This is a genomic window from Sphingomonas sp. MM-1, assembly GCF_000347675.2.
Lineage (GTDB): Bacteria > Pseudomonadota > Alphaproteobacteria > Sphingomonadales > Sphingomonadaceae > Sphingomonas_E > Sphingomonas_E fennica.
On record NC_020562.1, the window covers coordinates 137,907 to 156,710 of the forward strand.

19 protein-coding genes and 2 pseudogenes are annotated in these 18,804 nt (G+C 62.0%); 15 read left to right on the plus strand and 6 right to left on the minus strand.

Annotated elements, in window-relative coordinates; all coding sequences use genetic code 11:
• Nucleotide 1: 1 nt before the first annotated feature.
• Nucleotides 2-1,264 (minus strand): MgtC/SapB family protein, encoded by a 1,263-nt coding sequence (locus tag G432_RS21200; RefSeq protein ID WP_144062201.1) that lies wholly within the window; start codon nt 1,262-1,264, stop codon nt 2-4.
• Between the two features lie 449 nt (nt 1,265-1,713).
• Here G432_RS21200 and G432_RS21205 point away from each other — a divergent pair, with 449 nt between their 5' ends.
• From G432_RS21205 to G432_RS21250, 12 genes are all read left to right on the plus strand, one after another.
• Nucleotides 1,714-3,582 (plus strand): PAS domain-containing sensor histidine kinase, encoded by a 1,869-nt coding sequence (locus tag G432_RS21205; RefSeq protein WP_015460606.1) that lies wholly within the window; start codon nt 1,714-1,716, stop codon nt 3,580-3,582.
• A complete protein-coding gene (locus G432_RS21210; protein ID WP_015460607.1) occupies nt 3,575-4,189 on the plus strand; it encodes a response regulator transcription factor in 615 nt (204 codons plus the stop codon). Before G432_RS21205 ends, G432_RS21210 begins: the two co-directional genes overlap by 8 nt.
• Before the next feature lie 113 nt (nt 4,190-4,302).
• On the plus strand, nt 4,303-4,692 hold the full coding sequence (locus G432_RS22905; protein ID WP_015460608.1) for a response regulator: 390 nt from the start codon (nt 4,303-4,305) through the stop codon (nt 4,690-4,692).
• A 142-nt stretch (nt 4,693-4,834) separates the two neighbouring features.
• The gene (locus tag G432_RS23520) at nt 4,835-5,221 is read left to right on the plus strand and encodes a hypothetical protein (RefSeq protein WP_144062203.1); all 387 of its coding nucleotides are present in this window, start codon (nt 4,835-4,837) and stop codon (nt 5,219-5,221) included.
• Nucleotides 5,222-5,353: 132 nt separating this feature from the next.
• Nucleotides 5,354-5,761, plus strand: coding sequence for a group II truncated hemoglobin (locus G432_RS21220; RefSeq protein ID WP_015460609.1), 408 nt, complete (start codon nt 5,354-5,356; stop codon nt 5,759-5,761).
• A 67-nt stretch (nt 5,762-5,828) separates the two neighbouring features.
• Nucleotides 5,829-6,209, plus strand: a complete 381-nt coding sequence (locus tag G432_RS22910) for a c-type cytochrome (RefSeq protein WP_084673717.1) — start codon at nt 5,829-5,831, stop codon at nt 6,207-6,209.
• Nucleotides 6,210-6,316: 107 nt separating this feature from the next.
• Nucleotides 6,317-7,081, plus strand: coding sequence for an STAS/SEC14 domain-containing protein (locus G432_RS22235; RefSeq protein WP_015460610.1), 765 nt, complete (start codon nt 6,317-6,319; stop codon nt 7,079-7,081).
• A gap of 163 nt (nt 7,082-7,244) precedes the next feature.
• Nucleotides 7,245-8,009, plus strand: a complete 765-nt coding sequence (locus tag G432_RS21230) for an IS6-like element IS6100 family transposase (protein WP_001389365.1) — start codon at nt 7,245-7,247, stop codon at nt 8,007-8,009.
• Nucleotides 8,010-8,050: 41 nt separating this feature from the next.
• Nucleotides 8,051-9,421, plus strand: coding sequence for a TonB-dependent receptor (locus tag G432_RS21235; RefSeq protein WP_007682392.1), 1,371 nt, complete (start codon nt 8,051-8,053; stop codon nt 9,419-9,421).
• Between the two features lie 39 nt (nt 9,422-9,460).
• Entirely contained in the window at nt 9,461-10,213 is a 753-nt protein-coding gene (linC, locus tag G432_RS21240) for a 2,5-dichloro-2,5-cyclohexadiene-1,4-diol dehydrogenase LinC (protein ID WP_015460611.1), read from the plus strand.
• A gap of 21 nt (nt 10,214-10,234) precedes the next feature.
• Nucleotides 10,235-10,921 carry an EthD domain-containing protein gene (locus G432_RS21245; RefSeq protein WP_007682394.1) on the plus strand — a complete coding sequence of 229 codons (687 nt, stop codon included), beginning with the start codon at nt 10,235-10,237 and terminating at the stop codon, nt 10,919-10,921.
• Entirely contained in the window at nt 10,921-11,283 is a 363-nt protein-coding gene (locus G432_RS21250; RefSeq protein ID WP_007682395.1) for a hypothetical protein, read from the plus strand. The genes G432_RS21245 and G432_RS21250 overlap by 1 nt, the downstream gene beginning before the upstream one ends.
• A gap of 97 nt (nt 11,284-11,380) precedes the next feature.
• On the opposite strand, the gene G432_RS21255 is transcribed toward G432_RS21250, so the two are convergent.
• Nucleotides 11,381-12,145, minus strand: coding sequence for an IS6-like element IS6100 family transposase (locus tag G432_RS21255; protein ID WP_001389365.1), 765 nt, complete (start codon nt 12,143-12,145; stop codon nt 11,381-11,383).
• A 54-nt stretch (nt 12,146-12,199) separates the two neighbouring features.
• Between G432_RS21255 and G432_RS21260 the strand changes: the two are divergent.
• Nucleotides 12,200-12,736 (plus strand): annotated as a pseudogene (locus G432_RS21260) (iron-containing alcohol dehydrogenase); the annotation flags it as partial.
• Nucleotides 12,737-12,847: 111 nt separating this feature from the next.
• On the opposite strand, the gene G432_RS21265 reads toward G432_RS21260, so the two are convergent.
• On the minus strand, nt 12,848-13,465 hold the full coding sequence (locus G432_RS21265) for an alpha/beta hydrolase (RefSeq protein ID WP_013054035.1): 618 nt from the start codon (nt 13,463-13,465) through the stop codon (nt 12,848-12,850).
• A gap of 965 nt (nt 13,466-14,430) precedes the next feature.
• On the opposite strand from G432_RS21265, the gene G432_RS21275 reads away from it, so the two are divergent.
• Nucleotides 14,431-14,808 (plus strand): glutathione S-transferase N-terminal domain-containing protein, encoded by a 378-nt coding sequence (locus tag G432_RS21275; RefSeq protein ID WP_015460613.1) that lies wholly within the window; start codon nt 14,431-14,433, stop codon nt 14,806-14,808.
• On the opposite strand, the gene G432_RS21280 is transcribed toward G432_RS21275, so the two are convergent.
• The 3 genes and pseudogenes from G432_RS21280 to G432_RS21290 all read right to left on the minus strand — a co-directional run bounded on the left by G432_RS21280 (nt 14,780) and on the right by G432_RS21290 (nt 17,744).
• The gene (locus G432_RS21280) at nt 14,780-15,544 is read right to left on the minus strand and encodes an IS6-like element IS6100 family transposase (RefSeq protein ID WP_001389365.1); all 765 of its coding nucleotides are present in this window, start codon (nt 15,542-15,544) and stop codon (nt 14,780-14,782) included. The genes G432_RS21275 and G432_RS21280 overlap by 29 nt on opposite strands.
• A gap of 66 nt (nt 15,545-15,610) precedes the next feature.
• Nucleotides 15,611-17,155, minus strand: a pseudogene (locus G432_RS21285) (IS481 family transposase); the annotation flags it as partial.
• Nucleotides 17,148-17,744 (minus strand): recombinase family protein, encoded by a 597-nt coding sequence (locus G432_RS21290; RefSeq protein WP_007685993.1) that lies wholly within the window; start codon nt 17,742-17,744, stop codon nt 17,148-17,150. The pseudogene G432_RS21285 and the gene G432_RS21290, both read right to left, overlap by 8 nt.
• Before the next feature lie 165 nt (nt 17,745-17,909).
• On the opposite strand from G432_RS21290, the gene G432_RS21295 reads away from it, so the two are divergent.
• A complete protein-coding gene (locus G432_RS21295; RefSeq protein WP_007685994.1) occupies nt 17,910-18,602 on the plus strand; it encodes a hypothetical protein in 693 nt (230 codons plus the stop codon).
• Nucleotides 18,603-18,804 lie beyond the last annotated feature (202 nt).

The window sequence follows — 18,804 nt, forward strand, 5'->3', positions numbered from 1 at the left end:
TCTATCTGAGCGCGAGAAGCACCGCGATCCCCACGCCGGAGGCCAGTACCGCGGCGAACAGGGGGCCGGACGCCTTCCAGCCCTGCTGGCGGGGGCCGGCGATCCCGAGCGCCAGAAGGCCCTTGAAGGCCGTGTTCGCGAGCACGGGGACCGCCAGCACCAGGCCTGCCGTGTTTTCGTCGAGAACATCCCTGGGCATTCCCGCGAGAGTGAGGACCGCCGCGTCGACATCCCACATGCCGGTCAGGCCCAGCACGACGACAATGCCCTGGTTGCCGAACTGTTCGAGCGCCCAGCGTGCCGGCACGGCCATCACCGCCACCACTCCGGCGAGCAACAGCGCCGGTCCAAAATCGAGCGGGTTGCCGAGCTTCACCTCAGCGCTGCTCGTCTTTGCGTTATATTTGCGAAGCGCGATCAATGTCGTCAATCCGCCGACGATGAACGCTGGAACCATGGCCAGAGCCAGCGACCGGGCTGCGTAGGGGATGAGGGCAATCGACAACAGCTGGACGCGCACAAACATCACCAGCGAGGCAAGCGCTATACCGGCAATAAGAGGAGCTTCCGGTCCGTCTTTTGCGCGCAATCGCCGCGCATAGGTTGCGGTCACGGCCGTTGAGGACACAAGCGATCCGCATAGCGCGGTTATCATGATGCCTTTCTCGGATCCCAGTCGGCGGGTCGCGACATAGCCAGCGAAGGAAAGTCCGAGGACCACGACCACCACCATCCAGATCTGGCGGGGATTCCAGGCATCGTAGGGGCCGAGATTGCGATCCGGGAGCAACGGCAGGATGACGAGGGCCACGAGCGCAAAGCGCGCGATCGAATCGACTTCCTGTGCCGTCATGCCTTTCAGCATGGCGTGGGCCTGTCCGCGCAGCGTGAGGATCAGCGTGGTCACGGCGGCGACCGCCAGCGCCTCGCTGACCTGGCCCCTGGCGGCGATGTAACCCAAAGCGAAGGTGATGATCCCAACCAGCGTATTGGTGACCGAAAGACTCCCTTCGCGTGCGAGAGCGCCGCGGTAACCGAGGACCAGGCTCGACAGCGTGGCGAGCGTAATGACGGCGGCCAGAAGATCCGGGACGTGCCCGGCGAGTCCGCCGGCGAGGCCAATCAGACCAAATGTTCTGAGCCCGCTCACCCGGCTTCCATCGATCGCATTCCGCTGGCGCCAACCGCGTTCGATGCCGATCAGGATGCCAACTGCCAGAGAGGCCGTCAGGGTACGCAGCAATTCAGCGTCAGGCATGTTCATGGAGTTGCCTTGTCGGGATCCAGATTGATCGAATGGTGGACGGTGTGGGCACACGGAACAGCCTGCACACTTGCACCCACCCCTTTCCAAACGTGCCGAATGAACCAACGCGGCGCCATTTATTCCCCCTGCCTATCAATCGTGTCGGTTCGTCGACGAAACACGAAATGGGGTCTATCTTCCAGGCGCCGTCATGGGAATCCGTATTTGTTCCAATGACCGGCAGAGGGCGAGCGTCGCGCGCTGCGGCAGAGATGAAGGTAATCCGTCGCAATTCCCAGAGGCCTGACCTCGCAACTTTCGATGGCTCAATCCGGGTTCAATCGATAGAAAACGGAACAAAAGGGGAGTGTGTCCGCGCGGTGCGGCTCCCTTCACCACGGCGAGGGAGCAAAGCAATTCCGGATACCAACCGGCCATCGGAACGGAAGGGCGCCTTTGCGCCGGCATTGGCCGCTGCCAGGCTGCTCGCCAGTCCTTCGATCCGTTCCCAGATCATCACGGCGGTTCTCGCGGGTCTCGCGGTCGCGATTATCACCTTCGTGACCCGCGAACAGCTCGCTGTGCACGTCGATGAACGCGTCCATTACTTCGTGGCCCTGGGTGTGGCGGGCATGGTGCTGGTCGCGCTCAGGCCCGACCTGTTCGTGATCTCGAGCGTCTCGCTCGTAACCCTTGCAACGCTTGTCATCGTCGACGGCTGGCCCACCGCAACGAGCCAGCAGATAGCCGTCGCGATCTTTCTCTTCGCGATGTTCCTCCTGTGGCGCAATCACCATCGCACCGTCACGGTCACGCGCGAACTGGCCGAAAGCGCGGTCATCCTCGCCGAAGAGCTTAACCTCCTGATCGACGGCGCGCAGGATTACGCCATCTACATGCTCGATCCCGACGGAAACGTCACGATCTGGAACGAAGGCGCCCAGCGACTGAAGGGCTGGACCGCCGCGGAAATGATCGGGAGACCGGCCGATCTCTTCTATCCTGATGACGCCGTTGCCGCCGGCAAACCGGCGTTGATCCGGGCCGAAGCGGTTGCACGCGGCAAGATAGAGATGGACGACTGGCGCGTCCGCAAGGATGGCAGCGAATTTCTCGCCCATGTTGCGATCACGGCGTTGAAGAATCCGGACGGGACGGTTCGCAGCTTTGCGATCGTCGTCCGCGACATTACCGACCAGCGCGCCGCCGAAAGCTCGCTCCGCAACAGCGAGGCGCATCTTCGCTCAATCCTGTCGACCGTTCCCGATGCGATGATCGTTATCGACGAGCGGGGGACAATGCTGTCCTTCAGTGCTGCGGCCGAGCGCCTGTTCGGGTACGCGCAGGCCGAAGTCCTGGGCGCCAATGTGAGCATGCTCATGCCCTCGCCCTATCGCGAACGTCATGACGGCTATCTCGAACGCTATCTCACGACGGGCGAGCGCCGGATCATCGGTATCGGCCGGGTGGTCTTCGCAATGCGCAAGGACGGGACCACATTTCCGATGGAATTGTCAGTGGGCGAGGCAACCGGCGACGGCCAGCGTGTCTTCACGGGCTTCATCCGCGACCTTACGGACCGCCATCGAACGCAGGAGCGGCTCGAGGAACTTCAATCCGAGCTTATACACGTCGCCCGCGTCAGCGCGATGGGAACCATGGCATCCACCCTGGCCCACGAACTCAACCAGCCGATCACAGCGGTTGCAAACTATGTCGAAGCCGTTCGCGATTTGCTGGCCGAGCCGGATCCCGACGAGCTGCCGGAAATTGTCGAGGCGTTGCAGGAGGCCGCAGGGGAGGCCATGCGCGCGGGCCAAATCGTCAGGCGGCTACGTGATTTCGTGGCGCGCGGCGAAGTTGAAAAGACGGTCGAGAGCCTGCCTGATCTGATCAACGAATCTGCCACTTTCGGGTTGCTGGGCGCGGGTGACAAGTCGATCGGAACCCGGATCGATATCGATCACGAGGCAGCGAGCGTGCTGGTCGACAAGATCCAGATCCAGCAGGTTCTGGTCAACCTTATCCGCAACGCGGTGGACGCGATGAGTACGGCCACCCGCCGCCTTCTCACGATCCGGACGGCGCCCGATCAGCCAGGATTTGTTCGCGTGACGGTGGCTGACACGGGGCCTGGTGTGGCGCCCGAGGTGGCAGCCCAGCTCTTCAAGGCATTCGTGAGCACCAAAACGGAAGGCATGGGTCTTGGCCTCTCCATTTGCCGAACCATCGTCGAAGCCAATGGCGGCCGCATCTGGATGGAGCCAGCGGAAGGGGGCGGTACCCAGTTCCATTTTACCTTGATAAGGACGGAGGCGGAGAAGCTGGATGGATGAAAAACGTGTTGTTCACATAGTCGATGACGAGGATTCGATCCGCCGTTCGACTGGTTTCATGCTGAAGAAATCGGGTTTTTCGGTGACGCCGTGGGTTTCCGGCGTGGAATTTCTTAAGAATCTCAAGCATGCCGAGCAGGGTTGTATCCTGCTGGATGTCCGCATGCCCGAGATGGATGGCCTGGAAGTCCAGCAGGAGTTGAACGCGCGTGGTATCTCCATGCCTGTTGTTGTCCTGACCGGCCATGGGGACGTTACAATCGCCGTTCAGGCGATGAAGGCCGGGGCGGTCGATTTCCTGGAGAAGCCGTTCGAGAAGGCGGTATTGATCACGGCCATCGAAACCGCCTTTGAGCGCCTTGCCGATGCCGAAGGCAGGGCGAGCCGGGCGGCCGATGCGACCATCCTCATCGCGGGTCTCTCCGCACGTGAGCAGGACGTCCTCAAGGGACTTGCCCAGGGCTTGCCGAACAAATCCATCGCCTATGACCTCGGCATTTCGCCGCGTACGGTAGAAGTTCATCGTGCCAATCTGATGACAAAGCTCGGCGTCCGCAGCCTGTCGGAGGCTCTTCGCATCGCATTTTCCGCGGGCGTAACCGGCTAAGGCTTCGGACACTTACGTAGCGACCCGTCGCCGATTTCCTGACATTCCCAATCAATCAGCATGGTCGCTGGATTTGATGGTGTGTCATGACAAGTGAGAGAATTGCATCCCAGATGCAGGAGCGTCCACGGCTTCTCCTGGTGGAGGATGATGCCGGGGTTCGCCGATCGTTACAGCTTCTGTTTCGAGCCCGAGGCTTCGATGTCCGGGCCTATGCGGCCGGTGCTGCGCTCCTTGCCGATCCGACCGCCCGCGATGCCTGCTGCTTTATCGCGGATTACAGGCTGGACGAAACCGACGGGATCGACGTGCTCTGCCGTCTCAGAGAGAGTGGTTGGTCCGGCCCAGCGGTGCTCATCACAGCTTTCCCATCTCCTGATCTCACCGAGCGGGCCCTGGCGCATGGGTTCAACCAGGTCCTCGAGAAGCCCTTTCGCGAACATGTGCTCGGCGAGACCGTTGCTCGATTGACAGGTGCGGGTGAGGCAATCGCCCATTCCTGATCGCGCTTGCCTTTGCGCCAACAGACGGCTGGAGATGATAGTCTGATGCTTGGAGATTTCCCTCATATGGTGAGCCTCATCCCGCGCGGCCGCGGGTGTAGGGCACCCCATGAATGACGGCTGCGCCTGTATGGAAAACGCTGTGCCTGACCGGTTCCCCATGCATTTGATAGGTGTTGGTCCAGATGAGGAGTTTGCCATCGCCAAGCAGTTGACGAGCGGTCCGGTCACCTGGCTTGGCAATGTTGAAAATCTCGAGACATTTCTGGGCCGGCCGCCGTTTACATCTCCCTACGTCGTTCTTCTTGATGGTCTCTCCTCGCCTCAACTAATCGCTAAACTTGATCGATATGCCGATTTCATCAGGGAAAATCCGATCATTCTGCAGATTGCCGCACCACCCGTTCGCCTGGTGGTGGAGATCATGCGGCGTGGGGTCCGCGACGTGATTCAAAAGCCCTATACGCTGGCGCGGTTGCGATCGGCCTTGGAGGAGCTTTGCGGTGGGCGCGGTCGCTGGCCACCGTGATTTGGCAGAATCTGCGACATCCCCGCGTGCCAGGGCAGCCGTGCACGCAATCAAGGCGCAATCACCGTCAGAACAGTAGCACGCCTGAAGCCATTGATATCCGCATAGCCTTATCAGGCAAAGGAAGACCAGATGACCGTAGCCGAGCAATCGCAGACGCCTTTCGATCTTATCGGTGGAGCAAAGATCGTTCGCCAAATTACCGATCACTTCTATGATCTGATGGAAGCTGACCCAGCCTACGCACAATTGCGCGATCTTCACGCTGAGGATCTCGCACCCATGCGCGTGTCTCTTGCCGGCTTCCTCAACGCCTGGCTGGGCGGCCCATCCGATTGGTTCGTCGAACATCCAGGCGTTTGCATGATGTCCGCGCATGCACGTCTGCCCATCACCCGGGAAACGGCAGACCAGTGGGCCGATGCCATGCGCCGCGCGATCACGGCATCGCCGGTAGAACCCGTGATTGCCGGCAAGATGGCCGAAGCGCTCGGCGCCATGGCGCAAGGCATGGCTCCGAACCCGGGACAAGCGATGTGACCTGCTGTATCGATCATGACCGTGCGGTCGCGGACGCCGCCTATGACAGCCACTACTGGAACTCGCGATGCGTCTGAAGGGAATATCGGCTGTCCTGATCGCCGTCGCGGTTGTCAGCGGAGCAATCGCGACCGGACAGGCCAGGCCTGCAAAGGAAAGCAATCGAGCCGAAAGGACGGCTCAGCAGCGGGGGCTGGCGTTTGCCCAAAAACATTGCTCGACCTGTCATGACATCAATACCGGTATCTCGCCCAAACCGGAGGCGCCATCGTTCGAGGCGATCGTCAATACCCCCGGACTGACCGCCCGTACCCTGAACCCATGGCTCCGGAATTCGCATAATTTTCCTGAGATCATGAACTTCGAAATCGCGCCGGAACAGATCGATGCGCTTGCGGCTTACATGCTGACTCTCAAGAACGCCGATTATCGCCCTCCGATCCAGTAATATCCGGCGGGATTGATCGTCGCCCGCGGGCGTTCACGTCGATTTGCACGGGGAACCAACCGATACCGCTCCATCCGGTTTCGGCGCAGACATTGGACGAAATAACCATGCTCACGCAACTGAATGGCGAGAACGACATCATTGCTCTGTCGGTAGGCGGACGGATCGAAAAGGACGAAATGGAACTCGCCTTCCGGCTGCTGGACGAAGCGTTCGCGCGCGACGGCAAGGTCCATATCTTCGTTGAGGTGCTGGATCTTCAATCCATCGCGCCCGATGCGCTGCTTTTCGATCTTCGCCATGTCCTTCATTATCTGGCGCGGCTCAGGCAATTCGGCCGGATCGCCATCGTCACGGATCAGTCCTGGGTCCGCATTGCGTCACGCATCGAAAGCGCGCTGCTGCCTTACGTGTCTTACGAGGTCTATCCGGTTACCCAGCGTGACCGCGCGCTCGCCTGGGTGAAGGGCGAAGTCGATACGCCATACGCTCAGGCCGTCCGCCGCATTCCTGGCGACGACGACATCTGTGCGTTCGAGGTGGACGGCCGGATTACGGCGGATGAACTCGATGGCCTGTACACTCATATTTTCGAGGTCTCCCAGCCGGATTCGCCGCTGAAAATACTGGTCCGGATGAAGCGCTATGACGGCTTTGCACCGGCAATCCTGGCCGATCCGAAAATTGTCGAACGCAAACTTTCCCTGCTGCATCGCGTGTCGCGCTATGCGATCGTCGGCGGACCGGATTGGCTGGCGACTCTGGTGAAGCTTTTCGATCCTCTGTTCAGGATCGAGTTGCGTCATTTCCCATTGGATAGCGAGGATGCCGCACGCGCCTGGTTGTCAGAGGGTGGTGACGAGGGGCGATAGAACTGGCCACGCAGAACGGACGGCGAGGGTGGCGAGATGCGGTGATCAACACCGGCAATGCCCGGATCATGATCCCGACCGCAGAACGGCAAGCGTATGATCGGCTCTGTTGCAAAAATCGTGAAGCTTGAGCATGCTTGGCGGAGATTGGACGGACGGAACGATGACGGATTTCAAGTGGCGCCATTTCCAGGGTGATGTGATCCTGTGGGCGGTGCGCTGGTATTGTCGCTATCCGATCAGCTATCGCGACCTTGAGGAAATGCTGGCGGAACGCGGCATTTCGGTCGACCATACGACGATCTATCGCTGGGTCCAGTGCTACGCCCCGGAGATGGAGAAGCGGCTGCGCTGGTTCTGGCGGCGTGGCTTTGATCCGAGCTGGCGCCTGGATGAAACCTACGTCAAGGTGCGGGGCAAGTGGACCTACCTGTACCGGGCAGTCGACAAGCGGGGCGACACGATCGATTTCTACCTGTCGCCGACCCGCAGCGCCAAGGCAGCGAAGCGGTTCCTGGGCAAGGCCCTGCGAGGCCTGAAGCACTGGGAAAAGCCTGCCACGCTCAATACCGACAAAGCGCCGAGCTATGGTGCAGCGATCACCGAATTGAAGCGCGAAGGAAAGCTGGACCGGGAGACGGCCCACCGGCAGGTGAAGTATCTCAATAACGTGATCGAGGCCGATCACGGAAAGCTCAAGATACTGATCAAGCCGGTGCGCGGTTTCAAATCGATCCCCACGGCCTATGCCACGATCAAGGGATTCGAAGTCATGCGAGCCCTGCGCAAAGGACAGGCTCGCCCCTGGTGCCTGCAGCCCGGCATCAGGGGCGAGGTGCGCCTTGTGGAGAGAGCTTTTGGCATTGGGCCCTCGGCGCTGACGGAGGCCATGGGCATGCTCAACCACCATTTCGCAGCAGCCGCCTGATCGGCGCAGAGCGACAGCCTACCTCTGACTGCCGCCAATCTTTGCAACAGAGCCACGGCACCTATCTCCAGATCTTGGACGTCAATCGCAACGATGGTTCGATCAAGTCGTTCAATCAGGAACTGCGTCTGGCCAACGACGCACGCTCGTCTTTCCGATGGGTGGTCGGTGCCAATTACGAACACAGCCGTGTGCGCGAGGACGATGAAGTCAACTACGCCGATTCGACATCCAGCTATGTCAATACACAGGTTATCGGGCAGGATTATGATCAGGCCGGCTACAACAACCGGCAGCGCCTGAAGAACTATGCGGTTTTCGGCAATGTCGAATATGACATCAGCGATCAACTGACGCTGAAGGGCGGCATACGCTATACCGAGGCGAAGCGTTCCTCGGTCAACAAGACATTCGACCTTGGCGATGGCTCAATCTCGTCTTTGTTCACCACCGTCATCAACACCTATCGCCAGATCTTCGATTTCGGCGGCCCGATACCGCTGGTGCCATTGGGAGATTCGGTTTCGCTGAACAGCCAGACGGGCTTGCCGGGCACGTTTCGGGACAAGCTGAATGAAAACAGCACGTCATGGATGCTCGGCGTGAACTACAAGGCGACGCCGACGCTCCTGCTCTACGCCAATGTTTCGAAAGGGTACAAGGCGGGAAGTTTCCCGGGCGTCTCCGCCGGAACGTTCGCGCAATATGCCGCCGTCACGCAGGAATCGCTGGTCGATTACGAAGCAGGCTTCAAGACCACACTGTTCGATCGCAAAGTGACGCTGAATGGCGGCGTTTTCTATTATGACTACAAGAACAAGCAGCTGCGCGCCAAGATCGTCGATCCGTTCTTCAATGCGCTGGATGGCCTGGTCAATGTCCCCAAGTCGCGCGTCAAGGGTGCCGAACTGGAACTGAGCGCCAGAGTGGTCGAGGGGCTCACGGTCAGTGCGGCCGCGACCTATATCGACGCCAAGGTTCGCCACTATCAGGGGATCGTCGGCTCCGTTGCCAACGAAGTGGGCCTGTTCGATCCGATCCGGGGCGATTTCAGCGGCGCACGGCTGCCGTTTTCGCCCAAATGGCAATCGAGCCTGAGCGCGGACTACAGCCTGCCGCTGGGTGGCGTGAACCTAACCATGGGCACGACGATCTCCTCACAAAGCAAATCGCTGGGCGTTCTGGCCATCACCAACGCGGACAAGGATCTCTACGAGGTGAATGGCCGCACGCTCGTTTCCGCGCGGCTTGGCGTGGAAGCGCCTGATGGCCGCTGGGCGGTCTTCGGCTGGGGTCGCAATATCTTCAACAAGTATTACTGGACAAACACGATCCAGACTTACGATACCGTTGTTCGCTACGCTGGTCGACCCGCCGAATATGGCTTGACCGTGCGCTTCAAGTTCCAGTAATGAAACCGGAACGCCGATAAGAAACTGTTGGAGGGATAGATGTCTGATTTGAGCGGCAAGACGATAATCGTGACGGGTGGTGGCAGCGGCATCGGGCGCGCCACCGTGGAATTGCTGGTGGCCAGTGGTGCCAACGTCGCGGTGGCGGACATCAACGACGAGGCCGGTGAGGCGGTCGTCGCTGCGTCTGGCGGGAAGGCCGCCTATTTCCGGTGCGACATCGCACAGGAAGAGGACGTGAAGGCACTTGTCGCGCAGACTCTGGCGGCGTTCGGCGGGCTTGACGGCGCGTTCAACAATGCGGCGATCCCGCAGGCCGGACTGCCGCTTGCCGAAGTGTCGCTCGAACGGTTTCGGCAGAGCATGGATATCAATGTAACCGGCACGTTCCTGTGCATGAAGTACCAGATCCTTGCGATGATCGAGCGCGGGACGAAGGGATCGATCGTCAACACCGCATCCGTCGCTGGCGTGGTCGGCGTGCCGATGCACGGCGAATATGTCGGCGCGAAGCATGCGGTGGTCGGGCTGACCCGCGTGGCGGCGGCAGACTATGGCAAGCACGGCATTCGCGTGAACGCGCTTGTGCCCGGCGCGGTGCGCACGCCTATGCTGCAGCGCGCGATGGACAATGATGCGGGCCTTGAGCCCTATCTGAACTCGATCCACCCGATCGGCCGTTTCAGCGAACCGCACGAGCAGGCCCAGGCCGCCGTATGGTTGCTGTCCGACGCGGCTTCGTTCGTCACCGGCTCCTGCCTTGCAGCAGACGGCGGCTTTACCGCGATCTGATCATTTTACGGAGCAGCCTCCATGCACAGCATCAAGATACTCGCGACGATCCCGCGCCGGAAGGACATTTCGGAACAGCAGTTCCACGATCACTGGCGCCATCCGCACGGCACACTCAGCAAGAAGATCGCGTGCCTGCGCGGCTATGTGCAATCGCACCGGATCGTCTCTCCGCTGCTGCCTGATACACAGCTGGCCTACGACGGCATTACCGAGCTGTGGTATGACAGTCTCGACGATGCGCTCAACATGGGCAAAGATCCCGCGCATCGCAAATACAACATCCCCGACGAACCGCTGTTCGTCGACATGGACGGACTGAAGTTCACCTTCTTCGAGGAGGACATTATCCGCTCGCGACCGGCGGTGGACGATCCCGATGATGCGGCCGTGCAGTGGTCGCCCACCGAATGGTCGGTAAGCGTCAAGATCCTGCAACTGGTCAAGGCGGATGGCAATCCGGCCTGGGCAGGCGATCAGGACAAGGCGCTGGGCGATCGCATCGGCGCGTTTCGGCATGTCCGCTCGTTCGCGATAGACGCGGTGCACAAGGGCACCTCGCCGTTCATCGGCGCGCGCGAACTGTGGTGGCCGACGCTATCCGATTTCGAACGCGGCGTGGCGGGTGATCGCGCGGCGTTCGATGCGCTCCTGGCACAGGCCGGCCAGCATTACACGATGCTGGCATCGGCCGAGCGGGTGATCTGATGCCGGCCCCCGCGCTCGACGAGGAGCCCGTGCTGCCCCCCGGCTTCGAGGATCTTCTCGAATTCGTGCCGCACTGGATCGGCGAGACGGCGCAGGAACGATGGGATATCCGGGCGCGCGCGACTATGGCGGAGATAACCCGCTTCTACGATGTGCTGCTCTCCCGTTCGGAAGCCATCCTCGACCATGTCGAGACCTTTCCGCTCGACGCGATGCCGGCGCCGACGCTGCGCCTGTTCAGGCTACAGCTGGCGCTGGCTCACGCGGCGATGTCCGTAGAATTGCACAAGCAGCCGCGCGCGCACAATTCGCCCTATCCGCACCAGGTCCGCATCCTGCGGACGGCAGAGCCAACGCTGTAAAGGAGTTCGTCGCATGAACGAGATGACCGAGCTTGCCAGCATCGGCTCTGTTGCAAAGATTGGCGGCAGTCAGAGGTAGGCTGTCGCTCTGCGCCGATCAGGCGGCTGCTGCGAAATGGTGGTTGAGCATGCCCATGGCCTCCGTCAGCGCCGAGGGCCCAATGCCAAAAGCTCTCTCCACAAGGCGCACCTCGCCCCTGATGCCGGGCTGCAGGCACCAGGGGCGAGCCTGTCCTTTGCGCAGGGCTCGCATGACTTCGAATCCCTTGATCGTGGCATAGGCCGTGGGGATCGATTTGAAACCGCGCACCGGCTTGATCAGTATCTTGAGCTTTCCGTGATCGGCCTCGATCACGTTATTGAGATACTTCACCTGCCGGTGGGCCGTCTCCCGGTCCAGCTTTCCTTCGCGCTTCAATTCGGTGATCGCTGCACCATAGCTCGGCGCTTTGTCGGTATTGAGCGTGGCAGGCTTTTCCCAGTGCTTCAGGCCTCGCAGGGCCTTGCCCAGGAACCGCTTCGCTGCCTTGGCGCTGCGGGTCGGCGACAGGTAGAAATCGATCGTGTCGCCCCGCTTGTCGACTGCCCGGTACAGGTAGGTCCACTTGCCCCGCACCTTGACGTAGGTTTCATCCAGGCGCCAGCTCGGATCAAAGCCACGCCGCCAGAACCAGCGCAGCCGCTTCTCCATCTCCGGGGCGTAGCACTGGACCCAGCGATAGATCGTCGTATGGTCGACCGAAATGCCGCGTTCCGCCAGCATTTCCTCAAGGTCGCGATAGCTGATCGGATAGCGACAATACCAGCGCACCGCCCACAGGATCACATCACCCTGGAAATGGCGCCACTTGAAATCCGTCATCGTTCCGTCCGTCCAATCTCCGCCAAGCATGCTCAAGCTTCACGATTTTTGCAACAGAGCCTTTACGCCTTCGACGGCAATCCCATCGTCTCCCTGATGGCGGAGGAAAGCATCAGGGCGCTCGCCAGGAGCCTGCCGCTGATCAAGGCCGATCCCACCGATGCGAAGGCGCGGGGCGACGCGCTCTATGGCTGCTGGCTCGCCGGCAGCGTCCTGGGCGCGGCGAGCGTCGCGCTGCACCACAAGCTCTGCCACACGCTGGGCGGCACCTTCGACATGCCGCATGCGCAGACCCACACCGCCGTGCTGCCCCATGCGATCGCCTATAATGCGCCGTCGGTGCCGGAGGCGATGGAACGGGCTAGCCGCGCACTAGGCGGCGGCGACCCCGCGACCAAGCTGTACGAACTGGCGGTGGGCCTGGGCGCGGAAATGTCGCTGGCGAAGCTCGGCATGCCCAAGGACGGCATCGCGAAGGCCGCCGCGCTGGCGGTCGCCAACCCCTATCCCAACCCCCGTCCGATCACGGAGGAGGGCATCGTGCAGCTTCTGAGCCGCGCGGTGGAGGGGCTTCCGCCGATCACCGCATAAGCAAAGGCCTGATCCTGGAACAGTGCCGGCCGCATCCGATCATTTCCGGATGCGGCCGGTTCTCGATCATCCGGCGCTCCCGTTCGGCCATGGCCAAGGACGGGACGAAATTCAGCGGCTTTCCGCGCCGAGCCAGCCCTGCACCGCCGCCTTGATCGGCAACGGCAGTTCATGCCCGCCTTCATAAGGGATGAAAGTCGCCCGCGCGCCGCTGGGGCCGGAGAGATAGGCTTCCGCCTGCTCGAACTTGTGGCGCGGGATCACATCGTCGAATTGGCCCCGGCAGAAGAGGACCGGCTTGTCGAGCAGGCCGTTGTCCGGCAGGTCGCCGTCCTCCACCGCGAAGCAGCCGCCGATCATGATGAGGCCGCTATAGGCCCCCGGATTGCTGAGCAGAAGACTGGCGGCCATCGCGGCGCCGTTGCTGAAACCGCATAGCCAGGGCCGTTGGCGGCCGGTATCTGCGGCGATCCAGTCGCCGACCTTCGACGTTTCGCCCGACAGGCTGGAGGGCAGGGCGACGCCGATCCCGGCATTTTCGAACCAGGCGAACCCCGGCCCCTGGGGAAGCGGCCCGCGATAGGAGCGAACATTCGCGCGGCCGAAAAGGGGCAGCGCGAACCCCGCTTCCCTTTCGGTGCTGCCGCGGCCGTGAAGATATACGATGTCGCGGCCGGACGGAATGTCGGGATTGTCGTATCGCATGACGATGGCATTGTCTCGAGACATGTTCGCTTCCAATTCCTGGCGATGCGAAGCCGAAGCGGCGTCCGGTCCGACGGCGTCGGCCCGGCTGCTCCGGCTTCCTGTTTTAGCGGGCTTTCCGGTCGGCGGATATTCCGCCTGCCGGGAAATGCTCAAGGCGACCATAGCATGCGATGGCTGCTTTCAAAGCGCGGTCGCTCAATCCCCATGACCGATTTGTGGGCAGTTGGCCCCGTTTCGATCAAATCCGTATCGCGAATATTCCTAATTCATTTGCAGCAATTTCCTCCGCAGGCGAAAGCTGCGATCCTTTCCGGACGGCCCGATAAGCATAATAATCACCGACGTGCCGGATAAGACAGGCGCTGATCCATAACAGCGCATGGAGAGGATATTCCTATGCTTCGATCTCCGGGCAATGCGCGGCGCGTCCGTCGCAATCCGCTCCCGGCCTCGACGTCCGCTGGCCCGCTCGCTGCGTGTCCGGCCCATGCGCAACATGGTCCAGGGGGAAACCCCGCCGCCTGTTTTCCGGAACGGCGGGAATGGCCCGATGAACTGCGCGGGCAGGCAAGTTGCGACCGTGCACCGGCTGGAATTCGTCAGTAGGGGAAGATCGAATGCCTAATGGAATGCGCTGTTTGGATCCCTCGATCGCCGATCGGATCACATCATTGTCGACGATGAGAAATAATGAGGAGATATTCGAAACATTCGGCTTCAGCTATAACACGCTGAGAAAAGTCTCGAACGGCATGCCGCTTCGCAGGTCACTTGCGGATCGGATTGAGGAACGTGCCAGAAAGGTTTTCGAAGCCGATGGATTTTTGAACATTTCGGCCTGATCGCATCGGATGGAATGCTCCGGCCTGTCGTTTCGGAGCGTTTTCCGACCGGGCGGATGATTGCTTCCGTTCGGGGCGACGCTCCGGTGCCGAACATATGCATTAAGCCATTTTTTGCCCAGTCCGCAGGAGAATTGCAGGGACATGTTGAAGCTCTACTACAATCCAGGTTCATGCTCATTGGCGTCCCATGCCGCATTGGAGGAAGCCGGCCTTCCTTATGAGGCGGAGCTGATCGACCTGACGCAAAACGCCCAGTTTTCAGACGCCTATCGTCAGAAAAACCCGTGGGCGCGGGTGCCCGCGCTCCAGATCGGCGATGATGTCCTGACCGAAAATATCGCCATCCTCAACCATATCGCGGAACTCGTGCCCGAAAAGGCCTTGCTGCCCACGGAAGGCCTTGCCCGCGCCCGGGCCCTGGAATGGCTCGCGCTGCGGCTCTGTTGCAAAGATTGGCGGCAGTCAGAGGTAGGCTGTCGCTCTGCGCCGATCAGGCGGCTGCTGCGAAATGGTGGTTGAGCATGCCCATGGCCTCCGTCAGCGCCGAGGGCCCAATGCCAAAAGCTCTCTCCACAAGGCGCACCTCGCCCCTGATGCCGGGCTGCAGGCACCAGGGGCGAGCCTGTCCTTTGCGCAGGGCTCGCATGACTTCGAATCCCTTGATCGTGGCATAGGCCGTGGGGATCGATTTGAAACCGCGCACCGGCTTGATCAGTATCTTGAGCTTTCCGTGATCGGCCTCGATCACGTTATTGAGATACTTCACCTGCCGGTGGGCCGTCTCCCGGTCCAGCTTTCCTTCGCGCTTCAATTCGGTGATCGCTGCACCATAGCTCGGCGCTTTGTCGGTATTGAGCGTGGCAGGCTTTTCCCAGTGCTTCAGGCCTCGCAGGGCCTTGCCCAGGAACCGCTTCGCTGCCTTGGCGCTGCGGGTCGGCGACAGGTAGAAATCGATCGTGTCGCCCCGCTTGTCGACTGCCCGGTACAGGTAGGTCCACTTGCCCCGCACCTTGACGTAGGTTTCATCCAGGCGCCAGCTCGGATCAAAGCCACGCCGCCAGAACCAGCGCAGCCGCTTCTCCATCTCCGGGGCGTAGCACTGGACCCAGCGATAGATCGTCGTATGGTCGACCGAAATGCCGCGTTCCGCCAGCATTTCCTCAAGGTCGCGATAGCTGATCGGATAGCGACAATACCAGCGCACCGCCCACAGGATCACATCACCCTGGAAATGGCGCCACTTGAAATCCGTCATCGTTCCGTCCGTCCAATCTCCGCCAAGCATGCTCAAGCTTCACGATTTTTGCAACAGAGCCGCCTCAGGCAGCGAGCCGAGCGGTCGCCGGAGCTGGTCGACGATGGCGTGGCGCGCCGCGAGCCCGGTCGGGTATGCCGTCTCGACCGCCGGCTCCGGAAAAGGTGTTTGCCGCACCGCGAGCCCTGCGGTGGAGGGCGGCAGCGACGGCAGCGGCCGGTCGCCGCCCGTCACGGTCGCGCGGGGCAGCCCCAGCTGGTCAGCGAGCCGGACCACCTTGTCGAGCCGCTCCTCGGCGCGGCTCTTCTGATACTTGCGATAGCGGTAGAGCGGCACGGCGCCGCGCGACGGCTCGTAAGGGCCATGCCGCTTGCCGTCATGCTCCACGAAGAGCTGCTGGTCGAACAGCCCCCAGAGCAGCGTCACCGTCTCGCCGGCGAGCTCGGGCTCGACCTCGTAGGAAGCGCCCTCAACCGAGACGGTCGCGTCGCCCGCAACGGTGCGCCGCTCGGGCTCACGAGCGAAGGCGCAGAACCGCTCCCATGAACACATGGCCCGCACGCCATCGCCGGGCAGGTGCCGCAGCCAGTGCTCGATCCGCGCGTGTGGCTCGGAACGATGGTCGCCGTTGTTGTAGGTGACCAGCGCACGCCGCATCCACAGATTGGCTTCCGCCTCGTCCTTGGGTTTGTGGAAGTGGTACAACGTCTCGTGCACCTCCTTCACCGTGCGGAACGGCCGCTCGACCTTGCCCTTGGCGCGGGCCGCGGTGTGCCGGTCGTCGGCCTTCGGCGGCAGATGGGTGAGGACGCGCACGCCGAGGCTGCCCATCACCGACTGGAACACGCGCGACCGGCTGACCGGGCCGTTGTCCATGTAGATCGTGACCGGCAGGCCCTGGAACGGCAGTTCGGGCTCAGGCTTGGCGGCGAAGGCGTTGAATAGAAAGCGCAGCGCGGACTCGGCATCCTCGCCATAGACGCTGCGATATTCCTGGTAGACCACGCCCGAGCAGTCATCGACGGCCGAGAACAGCATCAGCGTGGGTTTGCCGCGACCCTGCTCGATCCAGAGCGGCGCCTCGACCTGCTTGAGGTCGGACGGGCTCATGTCGAAGTGCCACAGCTCGTTGGATCGCCGCGCCTGAAAACGAACGGCTGCGTGGGGGCGGGTCACGCGGGCATAGTCCAGCCCTGATGAGCGGAGCAGCCGGTCGATGGTCGCCCGCTTCAGCAGGCCGGGTGCTACCTTGACCAGGCCCTCCGGCGTCTCGACGCCATCGGTTTCCAGGAACTCGATGGCGCGGGCGGTCGAAACGTGCCGGCCCTTCTTGTTGGTGGTCCTGATCTTCAGTGCGGCGACGATCTCGGCGTAGCGCTCCATCTCGGCCTGCGGGGCAACCCGCGTCGCACCATGGTCGGACCGGCGCACCGACTTGGGGCGGTTCAGCTCGCGCAACGCCCGGTAAAGGGTCCAGATGGAGATGCCATAGGCCTCGGCCGCACGGGCGATGATCTCGGTGCGACCGGGGTCGCGTGGGGGCAACAGCGACAACCGTCGGCGAAGATCGATCAGCGCCTCTCCAGGCGGTCGCTTCGCCCGGTCAGCCATGGGCTGTTGCAGCCTCCTTGATCGATGCACCGCTGCCGCGCTTGCCTGCATAGCGATAGAGGGTCGCGACCGACACGCCCATGCGCTTGGCGATGTCGCGCACCGGCAACGTGCCCTCCTTCATCATCGCCCGTGCCGCGGCGACGTCGCTCGGGCGCATTGCCGATGGGCGGCCACCCTTGCGACCCTGCCGGCGCGCCTCCACTAGCCCCGCGGTAGTTCGCTCGCGGATCAGGGCACGCTCGAACTGCGCGATGGCGCCGAACACGTGAAAGGTGAGCATGCCACCCGGCGTTGTCGTGTCGATGCTCTCGGTCAGCGACACCAGCCCGATCTTCTCGCGCTCCAGATCCTCGGCCGTGGCGATCAACTTCTTGAGCGAGCGGGCGAGGCGGTCGAGCTTCCAAACAACCAGCGTGTCGCCTGCGCGCAGCACGTCTTCCAGAATGCGCGCCAGTTCGGGCCGGTCATCGCGCGCGCCCGACGCCTTTTCGGTGAACACCCGCTCGCAGCCGGCCCGCCGCAGCGCATCGAGCTGGAGCTCGGGGTTCTGGTCGCTGGTGCTGACCCTGGCATAGCCGACCCGCATGAGCGTCTGATCTTCTCCAAACTCGTGCGGGGCATACCGTTTTGCGACGCGGGTTTCCAGAACAGTTTTGACAAAGTGCGGCCCGCAGATTTACGTTGCCGGCCCAGCAAGGCGATCGGCTCGTCAGAAACGGTCGTTTTGCAGAACCGCTGAGGAGCCGGGTTCATGCAGGTGCTCGATACGGTTGGCTGGGTCGGTGATGGCGACGACACCGACTTCTTCCTCGCAATCGAGCGCACCTTCGATCTGCGCCTGCGCTCGAACCTGCCTTGGACAACGTTCGGCGAGGTGCGTGACCATGTCGTCGCGCATGTCGCAGCCTACAGCGGGGGCGGCACGACATGCGCCACGCAGATGACGTTCTACAGGCTTCGACGCGCGCTCGGGCTTGGCCGGCACGTCGGGCCGGATGCGCCGTTGGCGCCGCTGATCGGTGGGAAGCTGCGCCAAGCGTTCAGCGACCTGGAAGCCGATACCGACCTCAAGATGCCGGCGACGCGAGCCGGATGGCTTGGGATTGTCAGTGGTCTCTGCTTCGCTGTCGCGGTCGCGATCCTCGCCTTCACGACGCTGGCACCTCCCCTTCGCATCTTCGCTGCTGGAGCGAGCGCCTACGCGGGGCTATGGTTACGGCACCTCGACCGCCGGCGATTACCTCGGAGGTGCGACACTATCGGCGATCTCGCCCGACTGGTCACGGAGCAGAACCGTGGCAGGCTTGCCCGCGACGGCGCGCGCCTCACCGCCCCCGAGATTTGGCGGATCATCCAGCAACTGGCCGCCGAGGAGAGCGGGATCGACCCCGATCTGATTGGGTCGGAAACGACCTTCTTCCGAGCCAAAGTGCGAGCAGCCTGATCAATGGCTTACTGGATTGCATAGATTGATGCCGAGACACGGGACATTGCGTGGCGTCGGACTGACGGCTTTGGGTGCCGTTGTCGTCGCAGGCTCTTTCGTCGCTCTCGGATTGCGACCGGATGGGATCGCCAGCTACTATCGCGATACGCTGACTCCGGCAGGGTTTGCCATTTGGTTCTGCGGCTTCGTAGCCGCCACA

Bases quoted from the DNA above. Each gene is read 5' to 3' on its own strand.
- G432_RS21200 (WP_144062201.1), bottom strand. From the start codon at position 1,264: ATGAACATGCCTGACGCTGAATTGCTGCGTACCCTGACGGCCTCTCTG.
- G432_RS21210 (WP_015460607.1), top strand. From the start codon at position 3,575: ATGGATGAAAAACGTGTTGTTCACATAGTCGATGACGAGGATTCGATC.
- G432_RS22905 (WP_015460608.1), top strand. From the start codon at position 4,303: ATGCAGGAGCGTCCACGGCTTCTCCTGGTGGAGGATGATGCCGGGGTT.
- G432_RS21220 (WP_015460609.1), top strand. From the start codon at position 5,354: ATGACCGTAGCCGAGCAATCGCAGACGCCTTTCGATCTTATCGGTGGA.
- G432_RS22910 (WP_084673717.1), top strand. From the start codon at position 5,829: ATGCGTCTGAAGGGAATATCGGCTGTCCTGATCGCCGTCGCGGTTGTC.
- G432_RS22235 (WP_015460610.1), top strand. From the start codon at position 6,317: ATGCTCACGCAACTGAATGGCGAGAACGACATCATTGCTCTGTCGGTA.
- G432_RS21230 (WP_001389365.1), top strand. From the start codon at position 7,245: ATGACGGATTTCAAGTGGCGCCATTTCCAGGGTGATGTGATCCTGTGG.
- linC (WP_015460611.1), top strand. From the start codon at position 9,461: ATGTCTGATTTGAGCGGCAAGACGATAATCGTGACGGGTGGTGGCAGC.
- G432_RS21245 (WP_007682394.1), top strand. From the start codon at position 10,235: ATGCACAGCATCAAGATACTCGCGACGATCCCGCGCCGGAAGGACATT.
- G432_RS21250 (WP_007682395.1), top strand. From the start codon at position 10,921: ATGCCGGCCCCCGCGCTCGACGAGGAGCCCGTGCTGCCCCCCGGCTTC.
- G432_RS21255 (WP_001389365.1), bottom strand. From the start codon at position 12,145: ATGACGGATTTCAAGTGGCGCCATTTCCAGGGTGATGTGATCCTGTGG.
- G432_RS21265 (WP_013054035.1), bottom strand. From the start codon at position 13,465: ATGTCTCGAGACAATGCCATCGTCATGCGATACGACAATCCCGACATT.
- G432_RS21275 (WP_015460613.1), top strand. From the start codon at position 14,431: ATGTTGAAGCTCTACTACAATCCAGGTTCATGCTCATTGGCGTCCCAT.
- G432_RS21280 (WP_001389365.1), bottom strand. From the start codon at position 15,544: ATGACGGATTTCAAGTGGCGCCATTTCCAGGGTGATGTGATCCTGTGG.
- G432_RS21290 (WP_007685993.1), bottom strand. From the start codon at position 17,744: ATGCGGGTCGGCTATGCCAGGGTCAGCACCAGCGACCAGAACCCCGAG.
- G432_RS21295 (WP_007685994.1), top strand. From the start codon at position 17,910: ATGCAGGTGCTCGATACGGTTGGCTGGGTCGGTGATGGCGACGACACC.